Origin of the sequence: Pseudarthrobacter humi, assembly GCF_024294965.1 — a bacterium.
Lineage (GTDB): Bacteria > Actinomycetota > Actinomycetes > Actinomycetales > Micrococcaceae > Arthrobacter > Arthrobacter humi.
In genome coordinates this window covers 43,345-56,760 of the sequence record NZ_JANCLV010000006.1, presented here as the reverse complement: position 1 = coordinate 56,760, position 13,416 = coordinate 43,345, and the positions used below count along the sequence as shown (strand labels likewise).

General features: G+C 64.6%; 13 protein-coding genes. 7 read left to right on the top strand and 6 right to left on the bottom strand.

Annotation, left to right across the window (positions count from 1 at the left end):
- Nucleotides 1-69: 69 nt before the first annotated feature.
- The 3 genes from mraZ to dinB form a co-directional block, all read right to left on the bottom strand.
- A complete protein-coding gene (gene mraZ / locus NFC73_RS10565; protein ID WP_254749980.1) occupies nt 70-498 on the bottom strand; it encodes a division/cell wall cluster transcriptional repressor MraZ in 429 nt (142 codons plus the stop codon).
- 463 nt (nt 499-961) lie between these two features.
- On the bottom strand, nt 962-1,336 hold the full coding sequence (locus NFC73_RS10560; RefSeq protein ID WP_254750281.1) for an SCO2097 family morphological protein: 375 nt from the start codon (nt 1,334-1,336) through the stop codon (nt 962-964).
- A gap of 264 nt (nt 1,337-1,600) precedes the next feature.
- Complete coding sequence (gene dinB / locus NFC73_RS10555) at nt 1,601-2,758, bottom strand: DNA polymerase IV (protein ID WP_254750279.1); 1,158 nt, start codon at nt 2,756-2,758, stop codon at nt 1,601-1,603.
- A gap of 140 nt (nt 2,759-2,898) precedes the next feature.
- Between dinB and NFC73_RS10550 the strand changes: the two genes are divergently transcribed.
- A complete protein-coding gene (locus tag NFC73_RS10550) occupies nt 2,899-3,426 on the top strand; it encodes a hypothetical protein (RefSeq protein WP_254749978.1) in 528 nt (175 codons plus the stop codon).
- Nucleotides 3,423-4,517 (top strand): polyprenyl synthetase family protein, encoded by a 1,095-nt coding sequence (locus NFC73_RS10545; RefSeq protein WP_254749976.1) that lies wholly within the window; start codon nt 3,423-3,425, stop codon nt 4,515-4,517. The genes NFC73_RS10550 and NFC73_RS10545 overlap by 4 nt, the downstream gene beginning before the upstream one ends.
- Before the next feature lie 60 nt (nt 4,518-4,577).
- Here NFC73_RS10545 and NFC73_RS10540 read toward each other — a convergent pair whose 3' ends face one another.
- Nucleotides 4,578-4,931 carry an Rv2175c family DNA-binding protein gene (locus NFC73_RS10540; protein ID WP_058929391.1) on the bottom strand — a complete coding sequence of 118 codons (354 nt, stop codon included), beginning with the start codon at nt 4,929-4,931 and terminating at the stop codon, nt 4,578-4,580.
- A gap of 240 nt (nt 4,932-5,171) precedes the next feature.
- On the opposite strand from NFC73_RS10540, the gene NFC73_RS10535 reads away from it, so the two are divergent.
- Together NFC73_RS10535 and pknB are read left to right on the top strand one after the other, a co-directional pair.
- On the top strand, nt 5,172-6,581 hold the full coding sequence (locus NFC73_RS10535; protein WP_254749974.1) for a LysM peptidoglycan-binding domain-containing protein: 1,410 nt from the start codon (nt 5,172-5,174) through the stop codon (nt 6,579-6,581).
- A gap of 116 nt (nt 6,582-6,697) precedes the next feature.
- Nucleotides 6,698-8,770, top strand: a complete 2,073-nt coding sequence (gene pknB / locus NFC73_RS10530; RefSeq protein WP_254749972.1) for a Stk1 family PASTA domain-containing Ser/Thr kinase — start codon at nt 6,698-6,700, stop codon at nt 8,768-8,770.
- A gap of 51 nt (nt 8,771-8,821) precedes the next feature.
- Here pknB and NFC73_RS10525 read toward each other — a convergent pair whose 3' ends face one another.
- Both NFC73_RS10525 and NFC73_RS10520 read right to left on the bottom strand, forming a co-directional pair.
- Nucleotides 8,822-10,213: a class II 3-deoxy-7-phosphoheptulonate synthase gene (locus tag NFC73_RS10525; protein WP_254749970.1), complete on the bottom strand. Its 1,392-nt coding sequence runs from the start codon at nt 10,211-10,213 to the stop codon at nt 8,822-8,824.
- A 71-nt stretch (nt 10,214-10,284) separates the two neighbouring features.
- Nucleotides 10,285-11,064: a lysophospholipid acyltransferase family protein gene (locus NFC73_RS10520; RefSeq protein WP_254749968.1), complete on the bottom strand. Its 780-nt coding sequence runs from the start codon at nt 11,062-11,064 to the stop codon at nt 10,285-10,287.
- Between the two features lie 111 nt (nt 11,065-11,175).
- Between NFC73_RS10520 and NFC73_RS10515 the strand changes: the two genes are divergently transcribed.
- Genes NFC73_RS10515 through NFC73_RS10505 form a run of 3 tightly spaced genes read left to right on the top strand, consistent with a single transcriptional unit; the run spans nt 11,176 to nt 13,416 of the window.
- The gene (locus tag NFC73_RS10515) at nt 11,176-11,997 is read left to right on the top strand and encodes an alpha/beta hydrolase (RefSeq protein ID WP_254749967.1); all 822 of its coding nucleotides are present in this window, start codon (nt 11,176-11,178) and stop codon (nt 11,995-11,997) included.
- Nucleotides 11,994-12,788: an alpha/beta hydrolase gene (locus NFC73_RS10510; RefSeq protein ID WP_254749966.1), complete on the top strand. Its 795-nt coding sequence runs from the start codon at nt 11,994-11,996 to the stop codon at nt 12,786-12,788. The genes NFC73_RS10515 and NFC73_RS10510 overlap by 4 nt, the downstream gene beginning before the upstream one ends.
- Nucleotides 12,781-13,416 (top strand): hypothetical protein, encoded by a 636-nt coding sequence (locus NFC73_RS10505; RefSeq protein WP_254749964.1) that lies wholly within the window; start codon nt 12,781-12,783, stop codon nt 13,414-13,416. Before NFC73_RS10510 ends, NFC73_RS10505 begins: the two co-directional genes overlap by 8 nt.

The window sequence follows — 13,416 nt, the reverse complement described above, 5'->3', positions numbered from 1 at the left end:
GCCAGGTTGACTGTCCGATGGGCGGCTGGAGATCTCGTTCAAGAAGCGTCCGCCGGGCCGCTCAGGTGATCACAGGATCCCCGGAATGGCGTCGTCGGTGTCGGAGAAGGCTGTTTCCTTCTCCGCGAGGTACTCGTTCCATGCCTGGGCATCCCAGATCTCGGCCCGGGTTCCTGCACCGATAACGGCCAGTTCCCTGCCGAGGCCTGCGTACTCCCGGAGCGCGGCCGGAATGGTGATGCGCCCCTGCTTGTCAGGTACCTCGTCCGAGGCTCCAGAGAGAAAGACGCGGATGTAGTCCCGGGCCTGCTTGGAGGAAATGGGCGCCTCCCGCATTTGCTCGTGGACACGTGCAAATTCCTGCTCACTGAAGACGTAGATGCAACGTTCCTGTCCCCTGGTGAGAACAAGCCCGCTGGCAAGCTCCTCACGGAACTTCGCAGGGAGGATAATTCGGCCCTTTTCGTCCAGACGTGGCGAGTGTGTGCCCAGAAACACTGGCCCACCGCCTGTCTGCCGTCAGGAACTGCACATCCCCTGTGTTGCAACTACCCTCTTATGTCCTCCACATTACTCCACTTTCCACCACAGTCAACGCAAAACAGGCCAATATTCCCCCATTTCTGGCCCTTGTCCCCCAAATGGCGCGGGAGCGGGCGGTGGATGGAAGTGGAGGACCCGGCGCTGTTTCGGCGCGAACCTGACTGCCCGACGGCGGTGCCAGGCCGCCGTCGGGCTCTCATCTGACGCGGGCCGCGGGTCCGCGGTCCCCGGGCTCCCCAAACGAGGTAGCAGCGGTAGCCGGCTTGGGCGCTCAACAGACCCCCGGCGCTACCTGGCTCCGGGTTAAAAGCAGAAGACCCGCCGGGGCGGGTCTTCTGCTGCGGTCATACTGACCGTGGGGAGGGAAATGGAGGACGGCACGGCCTATCGCCGTGGAACCGTTCCCGCAGGCGCTGCCTTAGGATTCGTCGCGGCGACGCTCGTCCCAGCGTTCTTCGAGGCTGGACATAAAGGAACTCCGGGGCTTCCCGGACTTACCAGCGCCAGATGCGGAGCGCTGCTTGCCACCGGACGCGTTACGCATAGTGGCGAAGTACACACCTGCGCCCATAACCACGAAGCCCAGGACACCGACAAAGATGTTCGGGACTGTAACGCCGACCAGGAGCACGGCGATCCCCGCGAGGGCGCAGAGCACCCCAATCACGATGTGACGGGTGGACCACGTCCGCCCGGGATCCGAACCCATGGAATTCGCGAACTTCGGATCGTCCTCGTGCAGCTGCTTCTCCAGCTGCTCCAGCAGCTTCTGTTCGTGCTCCGAGAGCGGCATCACGACCTCCTTAAGTAGGCCAACGTCCGGGCTGGTCCCATCCCGTACTACTGCTCCGATAACGACCGACATGCCCGGGAGGTTCCCGCCCCGCCGACGATGGCGGAACGCGAACACCGGCATACGGGCCATTGGAACTGCAGCATGTCCAAGAAGTCCGGCAATAACTGAGAACTATGTACATATAAGGATAGTTTGTCGGGGGCTGTTCTGAAAGACGGCCATCACCTCCCTGAAACCCGCAGGCAGCGTGCCGGCGTCCTGCTAGGACCCGTTTCCGGAATCCAGCAGACTCGCCGGGAGGACGGATTTGCTTCCGAACTTCCGGCTGACCTCGTCCAGGGTCTGTTCTGCTGCCCGCCAGTTGTCATCCCGACGGTCAAGGCTCAGCTGGAGGGACGTATTGGCGGTGTCTTCAAGCTGCTCAGCCCGGATGCCAACCAGCCGCACAGTCATGGGACGGCTCCCCAATGACTCCAAGAGCTGGATGGCCACGGCATAAATCAGCTGGGCGCTGTCGACCGGTGTGTGCACAGTGCGGCTCCTGGTGATGGTGGAAAAGTCGGCGTAGCGGAGTTTCAACGCCACCGTCCGTGCCACCATCCCCGAACTCCGCAGCCGCCCTGCCGTCCGGTGGGAAAGCCGCAGCAACTCCCGCGCGATCAGCGCGTGATCGCCCGTGTCCACGGCGAACGTCTCCTCAGCCCCGATGCTCTTCTCGAGCCTCACGGGGGTCACAGGCCGCGGATCGATCCCCCACGACAGACGGTATACGTGCTCACCGGTGGCGCCCAGCATTTTCTTGAGGGAGGACACCGGCGTGGCCGCCACGTCCGCCACCGTCCGGATGCCCATCCGGGCAAGGACGTCAGTAGTCTTCGCGCCGATTCCCCACAAGGCCCCGACAGGCAGGCTGTGGAGGTAGGGCACTGTCTCGTCGGGTCCAATCAGCAAGAGCCCGTCCGGCTTGCAACGCGTGGACGCAATCTTGGCCACGAACTTGCTGGCTGCAATGCCCACGGAGGCCGTAATGCCCAGTTCGGCAGCCACCCGGCGCCGGATCAATTCACCGATGACGCGCGGGGGTCCTAACCGGCGGATGGCGCCGCCGACGTCCAGGAAGGCTTCGTCCACACTCAGCGGTTCCACGAGATCGGTGATGGACTCGAAGATTTCCATCAGCTGGGCGGAAACCTCGTAGTACAGCTTGTGGCGCGGTTCAATGATGACCGCTTGGGGGCACATCCTGGCGGCGACCACCATGGGCATGGCGGACTTCACCCCGAACGCGCGTGCTTCATACGACGCCGAGAGGACCACTGATCGGTCCGCGGGAAATCCAACGATCACCGGTTTGCCGCGAAGTTCCGGCCGCGTGCGAAGCTCCACGGAGACGAAGAAGGCGTCCATGTCCACGTGCATGATGCAGTTACGCCGGAGCTCACGAAGACCCGCTTCGGTGTACTGGATGTTCCGCTCAGGCCCCACACCGGCAATTGTATCGGTTGGTACTGACTAAACTGGAGGCTGAATCCGGCATCAACACCAGGAGGACAGTCCCTGTGACCGTCATGAGAAGTCTTAAGCCAACAGGATTAGCGGCACTGGCCGCGGGCGCTCTGCTGGCCCTCGCTGCCTGCAGCCCCGCGGAGCCCGGAGTGACATCATCCTCCCCGGTTACCTCCTCACCGGCGTCGGACGGCGCCAGCATCACCGCGTCCGCCAGTCCGACGGCGTCGCCGGGAACTTCCGCCACCGTTGGGACAATCGTCGCAGGGTTCCCCGAAGCGCTGCTTCCCCTGATGCCCGGCGCCACGGTTATTTCGAGCAGCTTTGACAAGACCTCAACGCCGGCCACCGCGGCACTCGTGGCAAGCATCAATGCCCCGACGGCCGCCGTCGTGGATTTTTACACAAAGCACCTGGAAGCGCAGGGATTTAAAGCCGTCCCCGGCGACGCGGTGGGCGCTGTTGCTTCCAAGGACTTCGTCCGGAACGACTCCGAGACGGTCAACATCGCCGCCGTCGAAGCGGCCGGTGTCTCCACGTTCACCATCGGCGCCAACGTGGCTGCTGAGTCGGCCAAGTGAGCGTTTCGGAGCAGCTAAGGGTTGAACAGACTGCATTCGTCGCCGCCGTGGCCGGTGAGCTGACAGACTTCCTCACCACGCGGCAATCCCTGATGGCCGCCATATCACCCGATATCGATCCCATTGTGGGTTCCATTTCCAACCTGGTGACCGGAGGCAAAAGGCTCCGTGCGCTGATGTGCTACTGGGGATGGCGCGGCGCGGGCGGCGAGCCGGCGGCCCAGGAAATCGTGACGGCGGGATCGGCCCTGGAGCTTTTCCAGGCAGCTGCCCTGATCCATGACGACATCATTGACCGCTCGGACACACGGCGGGGCGGCCCCAGCGTGCATCGCCGGTTTAGCCAGCTGCACCACGCGCAGGGCTGGGCTCTGGACAGCGAGCGGTTTGGGCAGGCAGCCGCGATCCTCACCGGGGATCTTTGCCTCTCGTTCAGCGAGGAGGCCTTCACGGACATCGGCGCACAGGCGGCTGCCGGCAGCAGGGCACGGCTGATCTTCAACCTCATGCGTGCCGAGGTGATGGCGGGGCAGTATCTTGACATCCTCGAGGAAGTGGCCGGACCTGTCCGGGACCGGGCCGGAGCGGTGACACGGGCACAGTCCATCATCAGGTTCAAGTCCGCCAAATATTCCACTGAGCACCCGCTGGCGCTTGGCGGCGCCTTGGCGGACGCTCCGGACGAGTTGCTCCGGGGCTACTCGGCCTTCGCGTTGCCGCTGGGCGAGGCGTTCCAACTGCGCGACGACGTCCTGGGCGTCTTTGGAGACCCTGTCACCACAGGCAAGCCGGCAGGTGACGATCTCCGCGAAGGCAAGCGGACCGTACTCATTGCCCTCGCGCTGGGCCAGGCATCAAGCGCAGAATCGGCGTTTATCGATGCGAGGTTGGGCAGCCCTGACCTGGGCGACGCCGATGTGGCCGAGATCCGCCGGATCATCGAAGAGTCGGGGGCGCTTCAGGCCACTGAAGTGCTGATCAACGAATTTGGCGCCGCGGCGTATGACGCACTGGAACAGCTGCCGCTGGAAGAACTGCCCAAGACTGCCCTGCGGAAGCTGGCGGAAGCGACGGTCAGCCGCGCATCCTGACGTTGGCGCCCGGCTTGGCCACGTCCGCGGGCCCGGCGCCGTCCGTGCCCTCGGTGCTGCTTACCAGGCCAGGGTCTGGGCCCGGCGCCTGATTTCCGTCTTGCGGCCTTCCCGCAATGCATCAATCGGCCGGCCGCGGAGCGACTCGTCGGGGGTAAACAGCCAGACGATGAGATCCTCGTCGGAATAGCCGGCGTCCGCCAGGACCACAATGGTCCCTTTGAGGCTGTCGACAACCTGGCCGTCCAGGATAAACGCGGCCGGAACTGAACGTATCCGGCGCTCCCCGACCCGCAGGGCCGCCAAAGCGCGTTCATCAATAAGGCCATGGACTCTCGTAATCGAAACGTCCAACAACTGCGCGACATCCGGCAGGGGCAGCCACTCGCCCACAAGGCTTTCTACGTTACTCACGGATCAAGGTTGCCACGGCCGGAGCCCTGCCGCCTAGTCGGGATTGGCCGCCACTGCCGCCAATCGCCCGACACTCCATAAAACTCTTCATTCTGCGTGGGGCGGAATTCTTGTGCTATGCGAACTTTCGTGAGAGATTCACATAGATCACATTTGAAACATCAATAACTTAAGTAACACTAGTATCAATAGTCACATCGCATCTCCCGCCCACGGCAGTTGAAGAAGAGGATTCTTTCCATGACGACGTCCCGCTCGCCAAAGCAGCCCTCCAGGCAGAGCCTGCCCATGATTGCTGTCACCACAGCAGCGCTTCCTGCGGTTGTCCTGTCGTCGTTGGCCCTCGCCCAGCCTGCTGCCGCAGAGGCCCCTGCCCGCGTTATCCCGGCAACCCTTGCCGCCGCGATGAAGGCCCAGGCCGCCGAACCTAAAGCTGCCCTGATCCCGGAGGCCTCGGTTTCCACTACTATTCCGGCTGCCTTCCAGCCCATGCAGCCGGCGGCTCCCGCGGAATACACCATTGCCCGGGGCGACACCATCAGCGGAATCGCCGGCAAATTCGGGCTGGACACGTACGAGGTCCTTAAGCTCAACAACCTTCAGCCGAACACCATCATCTACCCCGGCCAGAAAATCAAGCTGTCAGGCACGGGTTCCGCCCCCGCCCCGGCTCCTGCGGCCCCTGCCGCGGCCGCTCCGGCCAACGCCGGAGGCAGCTACACCGTAAAGTCCGGCGATACGCTCGGCGCCATCGCGGCCCGGCACAATGTCAGCCTGTCGGACGTTTTCCGCTGGAACGGCCTGAACATGCGCTCCATCATCTACCCCGGCCAGAAGATCACAGTCGGCGCAGGTGCTCCCGCAGCCCCGGCTGCACCGGCTTCGGCCGTGCAGCCTACCTCCGCTCCCGCAGCGCCCGCTCCCGCTCCCGCTCCCGGCGGTTCATACACGATCAAGGCCGGCGACACCCTGTCAGCGATCGCCTCCCGGCACGGCGTCAAGCTCTCGGACATTCTGGCGGCCAACCAGCTGAGCATGACTACTGTCATCTACCCCGGCAACAAGCTGGTCATTCCCGGCGCCTCCCTTCAGCCCGCTTCGTCCACCGCGGCCGCCCCGGCCGCCCCGGTGGCGCCCGCCGCCCCGGTGGCGCCCGCCGCCCCGCTGGTGCCGAGCTCCTTCCTCGGTTTCACCTACCCCGCTGCCGTTGTAAGCTCTGCCAACGAGAACAAAGCCTTGCTGAACGCCTCTCCCGTACCGTCCCGGGCCGAGATGCGCGCAATTGTGGCCGACACGGCACGCCAGATGGGAGTGGACCCCACCCTGGCCCTGGCCTTCGCACACCAGGAGTCCGGCTTTAACCAGCGTGCGGTGTCACCTGCCAACGCGATCGGCACCATGCAGGTCATCCCGTCCTCCGGGCAGTGGGCCTCAGACCTTGTAGGGCGGAAGCTGAACCTGCTGGACCCCTACGACAACGCGACGGCCGGCGTGGCGATCATCAAGCGGCTTATCGCCACCAGCAAGGACCTCGACACGGCAATTGCGGGGTACTACCAGGGCCAGTACTCTGTCAGCAAATACGGCATGTACGACGACACCAAGACCTACGTAGCTGCCATCAAGGCGCACCAGAAGAACTTCGGCTAAAGAGCCACCGCGCCATGATTCCCCGGGCTTGCTGAAGCCGGCCCAACGGGGTAACGATAAGGGTCCGGACCGCACGTCGGTTCGGACCCTTTTCCATGCGGGATTAGGATCGTAGGGTGCAGGAACAAGTGTCAGACCGTCTCGTTGGAACGCTGGTGGACAACCGCTACGCCGTCCGCTCCAAACTCGCGCGCGGAGGCATGTCCACCGTATATCTGGCAACGGATCTTCGGCTGGAACGCGATGTTGCCCTGAAGGTCCTTCATCCCCACCTCGCCACCGACGAGACGTTCCTGGACCGGCTGGGCCGCGAGGCGAAAGCCGCCGCGAAGCTGTCGCACGCCCATGTGGTGGGGGTCCTTGACCAGGGTAACGACGGCCAGACGGCTTATCTGGTCATGGAACACATCAAGGGTCACACCCTCCGGGACGTCATCAGATCCAAAGGTGCGCTGCCTCCCCGCCTGGCCCTTGCCCTGATTGATCCGGTAGTGCAGGGACTGGGCGCAGCCCATGCGGCAGGGCTGATCCACCGGGATGTGAAACCGGAGAACGTCCTGATCGCGGACGACGGCCGGATCAAGATCGGCGACTTTGGACTGGCCCGGGCAGTAACGACGTCCACGAGCACCGGGACGCTGATCGGTACGGTGGGTTACCTCTCCCCCGAGCTTGTGCTGGGAAAGCAGGCTGACACCCGGAGTGATATCTATTCAGTGGGCATCATGCTCTATGAGATGCTGACCGGCCAGCAGCCGTACGACGGCGAGGTCCCCATCCAGGTTGCCTACAAGCACGTGAATGAAACGGTCGGTCCGCCGTCGGCCTTGGTGCCCGGCCTCGCCGCCGAGGTGGATGAACTCGTCCAGTGGTGCACCGCAAACGATCCCGAGAACCGCCCGGTGGACGGCAACGCCCTGCTGCAGGAACTCCGCCACATCCGGACCAACCTCACGGATGCCGAACTGGACCTCAGGCCGCCTGCCGCGACCCCAGAAGGCCAGCAGAACCAAACCGAGATCATCGCCCGCACCAACAACCCCACCGCCGTGATGTCGTCCTTCTCCCGGCCGCAGCCACAGCACCCGCCGCATGCTCCGCATGCCCTGTATCCGCCTGACGCCGACTACCGGCCAGGCGAACAGCTCCGGCCGGAAGCGCACTACAGGCCAGATGCTCAAGACACCGTCCCGGCAGCGATCCCCCTCAGCAAACGCGCCCGCCGCAAGCTCGACAGGGAGGACGAGAAGGCAAGGTCCCGGGCTGCGGCGACCCCGGTCCGGAGTCTAAGGGAGGGGAACCCGCGGCGCCGCGGCGCCCTCTGGGTGATGGTTCTGGTCATCATCGCGTTGCTTGCCACAGGAGCCGGCTGGTTCTTCGGTATGGGCCCCGGGTCGCCGGGCACCATTCCGGCGGTCGCCAACAGGTCAGTGGCCCAGGCCCAGCAACTGCTAAGCGATGCGGGGTTCCAGTCGCGTACCAACGATGTCTTTGACGACGACGTTCCGTCCGGCCTTGTGGTGGGCTCCGACCCGACTGCCGGCACAGAGACCAGGAAGTTCCAGCTCGTGTCCCTGTTTGTTTCCAAGGGGCCGCAATTGTTCGAGCTCCCGAAACTGACCGGCGGAACACTTGACGATGCGAAAAATGCCCTGAACCGGGCTGAAATGGCGCTAGGTACCGTCACTGAACAATTTGATGACGCCGTTGCCGCCGGCGTTGTGTTGGCCCAGGATCCCGCCGCAGGAACCCCGGCCCGCCATGGCACTCCGGTAGCCCTGTCCGTCTCCAAGGGCCCGCAGCCGATCCCCGTTCCGTCAGTCGTCGGGCTGGAGGAGGACGCCGCCGTCAAAACCATCGAGAAGGCCGGGCTGAAGGCCGATGTCGCGAAGGACAAAGTCAACGACAGGCACGTGCCCAAGGGGTCGGTTGCCGTGCAGTCGCCTGCGACCGGCACGCTGACCAAGGGCGGCACGGTGACGCTGACCATTTCAGACGGACCCAAGCTCGTTGAAGTCCCCAGTTTCATCGGGAAACAAGCCAAGGAAGCCGAAGAGGCGCTGCGTGCGCTGGGCTTCGAGGTACGCGTGAACAATATCCTCGGCGGCTTCTTCGGCACGGTACGGGATCAGGACCCGGTGAAGAAAAAGGTGCTTGAAGGCTCCGTCGTGACCCTCACGGTGGTGTAGCCAGCGGACTGCCGGCCACACCCCGCGGACGTCCGTCTCCGACTGGAGCGCTCAGTGCTTGGCCAGTGCTCCGGCCACCAGGAACGCCATTTCCAGGGACTGCATGTGATTCAGGCGCGGATCGCAGACCGACTCGTACTTGTCGAGGAACGACTCCTGGTCCACCGGATCGGCACCGCCCAGGCATTCGGCGACGTCGTCACCGGTCATCTCCACGTGGAGGCCACCCGGAACCGTGCCCAAGGCATGGTGGACTTCGAAGAACCCGCGTACTTCGTCAATGACGTCGTCGAAATTCCGGGTCTTGTAGCCGTTGGGCGAGGTGACGGTGTTGCCGTGCATCGGATCGGTGACCCAGAGGACCTTGGCGCCGGAGGCGGTCACCTTCTCCACAATGGCGGGAAGCTTCTCGCGGATATTGCCCGCGCCCATACGCGTGATGAACGTCAGCCTGCCCGGCTCCCGCTCTGGATCCAGCTTGTCGATGAGGCGGAGGGCGTCGTCGCCGGTTGTCGATGGGCCCAGCTTCACGCCAATGGGGTTTCGGACGCGTGAAAGGAAGTCAACGTGCGCATGGTCAAGCTCGCGCGTACGCTCCCCGATCCAGAGGAAATGCGCCGACGTGTCATACGGGAAACCGGTCCGCGAATCGATGCGGGTCAGTGCGCGCTCGTAGTCCAGCAGCAGGGCCTCGTGGCTGGCGAAGAATTCCACCCGCTTGAGTGCTTCGAAATCAGCCCCGCAGGACGCCATGAACTTGATGGCGCGGTCGATGTCACGGGCCAGGGATTCGTAACGGGCGTGCGCCGGGTTTTCGGTGAAGCCCTTGTTCCATTGGTGGACGGAGCGCAGGTCCGCGAAGCCGCCCTGCGTAAAGGCCCTGATGAGGTTCAGCGTGGAGGCGGACGTGTGGTAGGCCTTGAGCATCCGGGCGGCGTCATGGCCACGGGACTCGGGGGTGAACTCGTAGCCGTTGACAATGTCGCCGCGGTACGCCGGGAGGGTCACGCCGTCGCGGGTCTCGTCGTTGGAAGAGCGGGGCTTGGCGAACTGGCCGGCCATCCGGCCCATCTTGATGACTGGCATCGCTGCGCCATAGGTGAGTACCACTGCCATCTGGAGAATGGTCTTGACCCGGGCGCTGATCTTATCCGCGGTTGCGGCTTCGAAGGTCTCGGCACAGTCGCCACCTTGCAGAAGGAAGGCTTTGCCCTCCGCTGCAGCCGCCAGCCGTTCCCGGAGAACGTCCACTTCGCCGGCGAAAACCAGCGGCGGGAGAACGGAAAGCTCCCCGACAGACGCGTCGAAAACGTCCTTGTCCTGCCAGCTGGGCTGCTGGGAAACGGGAAGGTCACGCCAATCATCGAGGCCAGGATAATTGGCTGCTCCGCTCTGGGCGGTGCTGGACAGCGAAAAGGCAGGTTTTGCAGATAGCTCAGTCACTATCTAAGACTAATGTGCGCGGCTGGCTTCAGGACACCTGACCGTCACGCGTACCGAGAGCGGCGTCACAGTCAGTCCGCTGCCGGGTCTTTACCCTCGGCATCAGTCCCCTCGGCACCGCCCTCAGGATCGGCGCGTTTCGCGGAGGCGCCCCCAGCCCCGGTTGCTGCTGCGCCCGTGAGGCGGAGCTTCACCACTGCAGCGTACTCGTCCACGTACTCCTGTCCGGAGAGCCGCATCAGCTCGAACATGATTTCGTCGGTGACCTTGCGCTGGACCAGCCGGTCCTCCGCCTGGTCTGCGTACTGGCTGAAGTCCAAGGGTGCACCGAAAATCATGCCGATGCGCCGAATGTTCGGCATCCGCTTGCCGATGGGCTGAACCTTGTCCGTGCCGATCATGGCCACGGGAATCACGGGCACCCCAGCCTGCAGGGCCAGCCTGGCGACGCCCACTTTGCCCCGGTAGAGGCGAGCGTCGGGGCTGCGGGTCCCTTCGGGGTAGATGCCCAGCAGTCCCCCGTTTGTCAGGACATCCATGCCGGCGTTGAGCGAAACAGCCGATGCCGCGCCCCCGGACCTGTCCATGGGCAGCTGGTTGGTGAGCCTGAAGAACATGGCCGTCAGCCTGCCTTTGATGCCGGTGCCGGTAAAGTACTCGGACTTGGCCAGGAAAACAACCGGTCTGCGGACCATCAGGGGCATAAAGATGGAGTCGGAGAAAGAAAGGTGGTTTGAGGCGATAATTGCCGCGCCCTGCGCGGGAACATTGTCCAGGCCCTTGACCCAGGGGCGGAAAAGAAGCCGCAGCACCGGCCCCAGGAAGATCCTCTTCATGACCCAATAGAACACGTGACGAACCTCTCCGGAAACCAGCCGGCCGGCCCTTCGTCGGGCCGGGCGGGCACTGCAGTGCAACCCTACTCTAGTGAGATTTGTCGAGAACAATGACACGATGGTGTTATGACAGAAAGCAGCATCGCGCCCCGGCCGGCCGCTTTCAGCTACCCCGGCCACGGACCCAATGCCACCACCGGGATTGCCATCTGCCACGGCTTTACCGGCAGCCCGCTCAGCGTCCTGCCCTGGGCAGAGAACCTCGCCGCCCAGGGATTCGCCGTGTCAGTGCCGCTCCTGCCGGGCCATGGTACGGATTGGCGGCAGCTCGCCCGCTCGAACTGGCGTGACTGGTACGGGACTTTCGAATCTGCGTACCTGCAGCTGAGCGCCCGGACAGAGAAGTGTTTTGTGGCCGGCCTCTCGATGGGCGGCGCCATAGCGCTGCTGACTGCCGCCAGGCATCCCGTGGCTGGCGTCTCCCTGGTGAATCCCGGCCTCAGCTTCTACGACCGCCGCGTGCGGGTCATCGGCGTTCTCAAGTACTTCCAGCGCACCACGCTGCCCCTTCAGGAGGAGCAGCCGACGGCGGACGTCACCAATGACGGCGACTACTCACGGACTCCGTTGGCAGCCGTGCACGAGCTCAAGAAGCTTTTCGGCACAGCCACCCGCGGGCTGCACCAGGTCACCGCCCCGGTGCAGGTATTCAAGTCCCAGTCGGACGTCGTCGTGCCGGCCACCTCACTCCTGATGTTAAGGCAGCGTCTGGGCCCACGGCTGGTGGAGGTAGTGGACCTGCACAACAGCGGTCACGTGGCCACCCTGGATGTTGATGCGCCCGAGATTTTTGCCCGTTCCAGCGACTTCTTCCTTGCCCATGCGCCCGGCACTGCACCGTCAGCCCGAACCGCCGCCACACCTCACACCACCACGGAGACTTCATGACCGGCGTACCGGACCACAGCCCTTTCAGCAGTACCGCCAACGGCGACGGAGCCCGGATCGGGGTGGTCCTCTCACACGGATTCACGGGCAGCCCGCACGGGCTGCGCGCGTGGGCCCAGTCGCTTGCCGACGCCGGCTTCGCGGTACGCATGCCGCTGCTGCCCGGGCACGGCACCAGTTGGCAGGACCTTGCGCGCACGCGCTGGCCGCAGTGGCACGGAGCCCTGGACGACGCCTACCTGGAGCTCGACTCCCACTGCGACCACGTCTTCGTCGCGGGGCTGAGCATGGGCGGTGCCCTGGCCCTGAGAATTGCCGCAACCCGGCCCGTGGCGGGGGTGATCGTGGTAAACCCCGGACTGGTGATTGATGATCCCCGCGCTCCACTGGCCGGCATCCTGAAACTGGTCCTGAAGAGCACCCCGGCCATTGCCAATGACATCCTCAAGCCCGGGATGGACGAGGGCGCCTATCCGCGGACGCCTGTAGCTGCCGCCCACGAGCTGAACAAGATGTTCAAGGACACCGTCCGCCTGCTCCCCCGCATTACCGCACCCACCCGGGTCTTCCGGTCCACCGTGGACCACGTTGTCTCTGACACGAGTGTGGCAGCCCTGCGCCGCGGCCTGACCAACGCTCCATTGACACTGACCACCCTGGAGAACAGCTACCACGTGGCAACACTGGACAACGACGCCGAGGAGATCTTCCAGGGGTCCGCCGACTTCATCCGGGCGGTGGTTGCCGGCACGGCAGCAGCCCAGGTTCAGGAGGGCACCGCCCATGAATAGGCCCGACTCCGGCTCACCGGACCAGAGCGCAAACCAGGACGATGCTGTGTGGCTGGACTTGGTGGCCCGGCTCGAAGAGAAACCTGCCACCCCGGCCGGCACAGCGGACGCCTCCCCGGGGCCCGCCGCCGCGGGCATTGACCCTGAAACTCCTGGTCCGGCCGGCCCGGAGGCCGTGGCCGGGACGGGCAGGTCCGCGACGTTCCGCGACTTTGATCCGCTGGGTCTGGCGGGAACAGCCCCCACCGAACGGTCCGCAGCCGAACGGCAGGCGGCGACGCCGGGCGCCGGTGACGGCGGGCAGGTCGACGCCGGCGAAGGGACCGGCGGTTACGGCCAGGACGGTACCGCCGCCTTCGGCCCGCGTGACTATGGCGTGGAACACGACGCCGGGGACTTCGTTCCGGAAGAGCCGCCAAGCCTAGCCGGGACGGATCCCCTGACCATGCTTGCCTGGCTTGGCGCAATTGGTGCGCCCATTGCCTTGCTGCTGGCCGTCATGTTCTGGCGGTCCGCGCCGCTGCTGGCGATTGTGGGCATGGTGGCGGTGTTCATCCTTGCAGTGGTGTACCTCATCATGAAGCTGCCCCAGGAAAAAGACGAGAACGACGACGGCGCCCGCGTCTAA

Bases quoted from the DNA above. Each gene is read 5' to 3' on its own strand.
- NFC73_RS10535 (WP_254749974.1), top strand. From the start codon at position 5,172: ATGACGACGTCCCGCTCGCCAAAGCAGCCCTCCAGGCAGAGCCTGCCC.
- dinB (WP_254750279.1), bottom strand. From the start codon at position 2,758: ATGCACGTGGACATGGACGCCTTCTTCGTCTCCGTGGAGCTTCGCACG.
- NFC73_RS10560 (WP_254750281.1), bottom strand. From the start codon at position 1,336: ATGCCGCTCTCGGAGCACGAACAGAAGCTGCTGGAGCAGCTGGAGAAG.
- NFC73_RS10505 (WP_254749964.1), top strand. From the start codon at position 12,781: ATGAATAGGCCCGACTCCGGCTCACCGGACCAGAGCGCAAACCAGGAC.
- NFC73_RS10510 (WP_254749966.1), top strand. From the start codon at position 11,994: ATGACCGGCGTACCGGACCACAGCCCTTTCAGCAGTACCGCCAACGGC.
- NFC73_RS10515 (WP_254749967.1), top strand. From the start codon at position 11,176: ATGACAGAAAGCAGCATCGCGCCCCGGCCGGCCGCTTTCAGCTACCCC.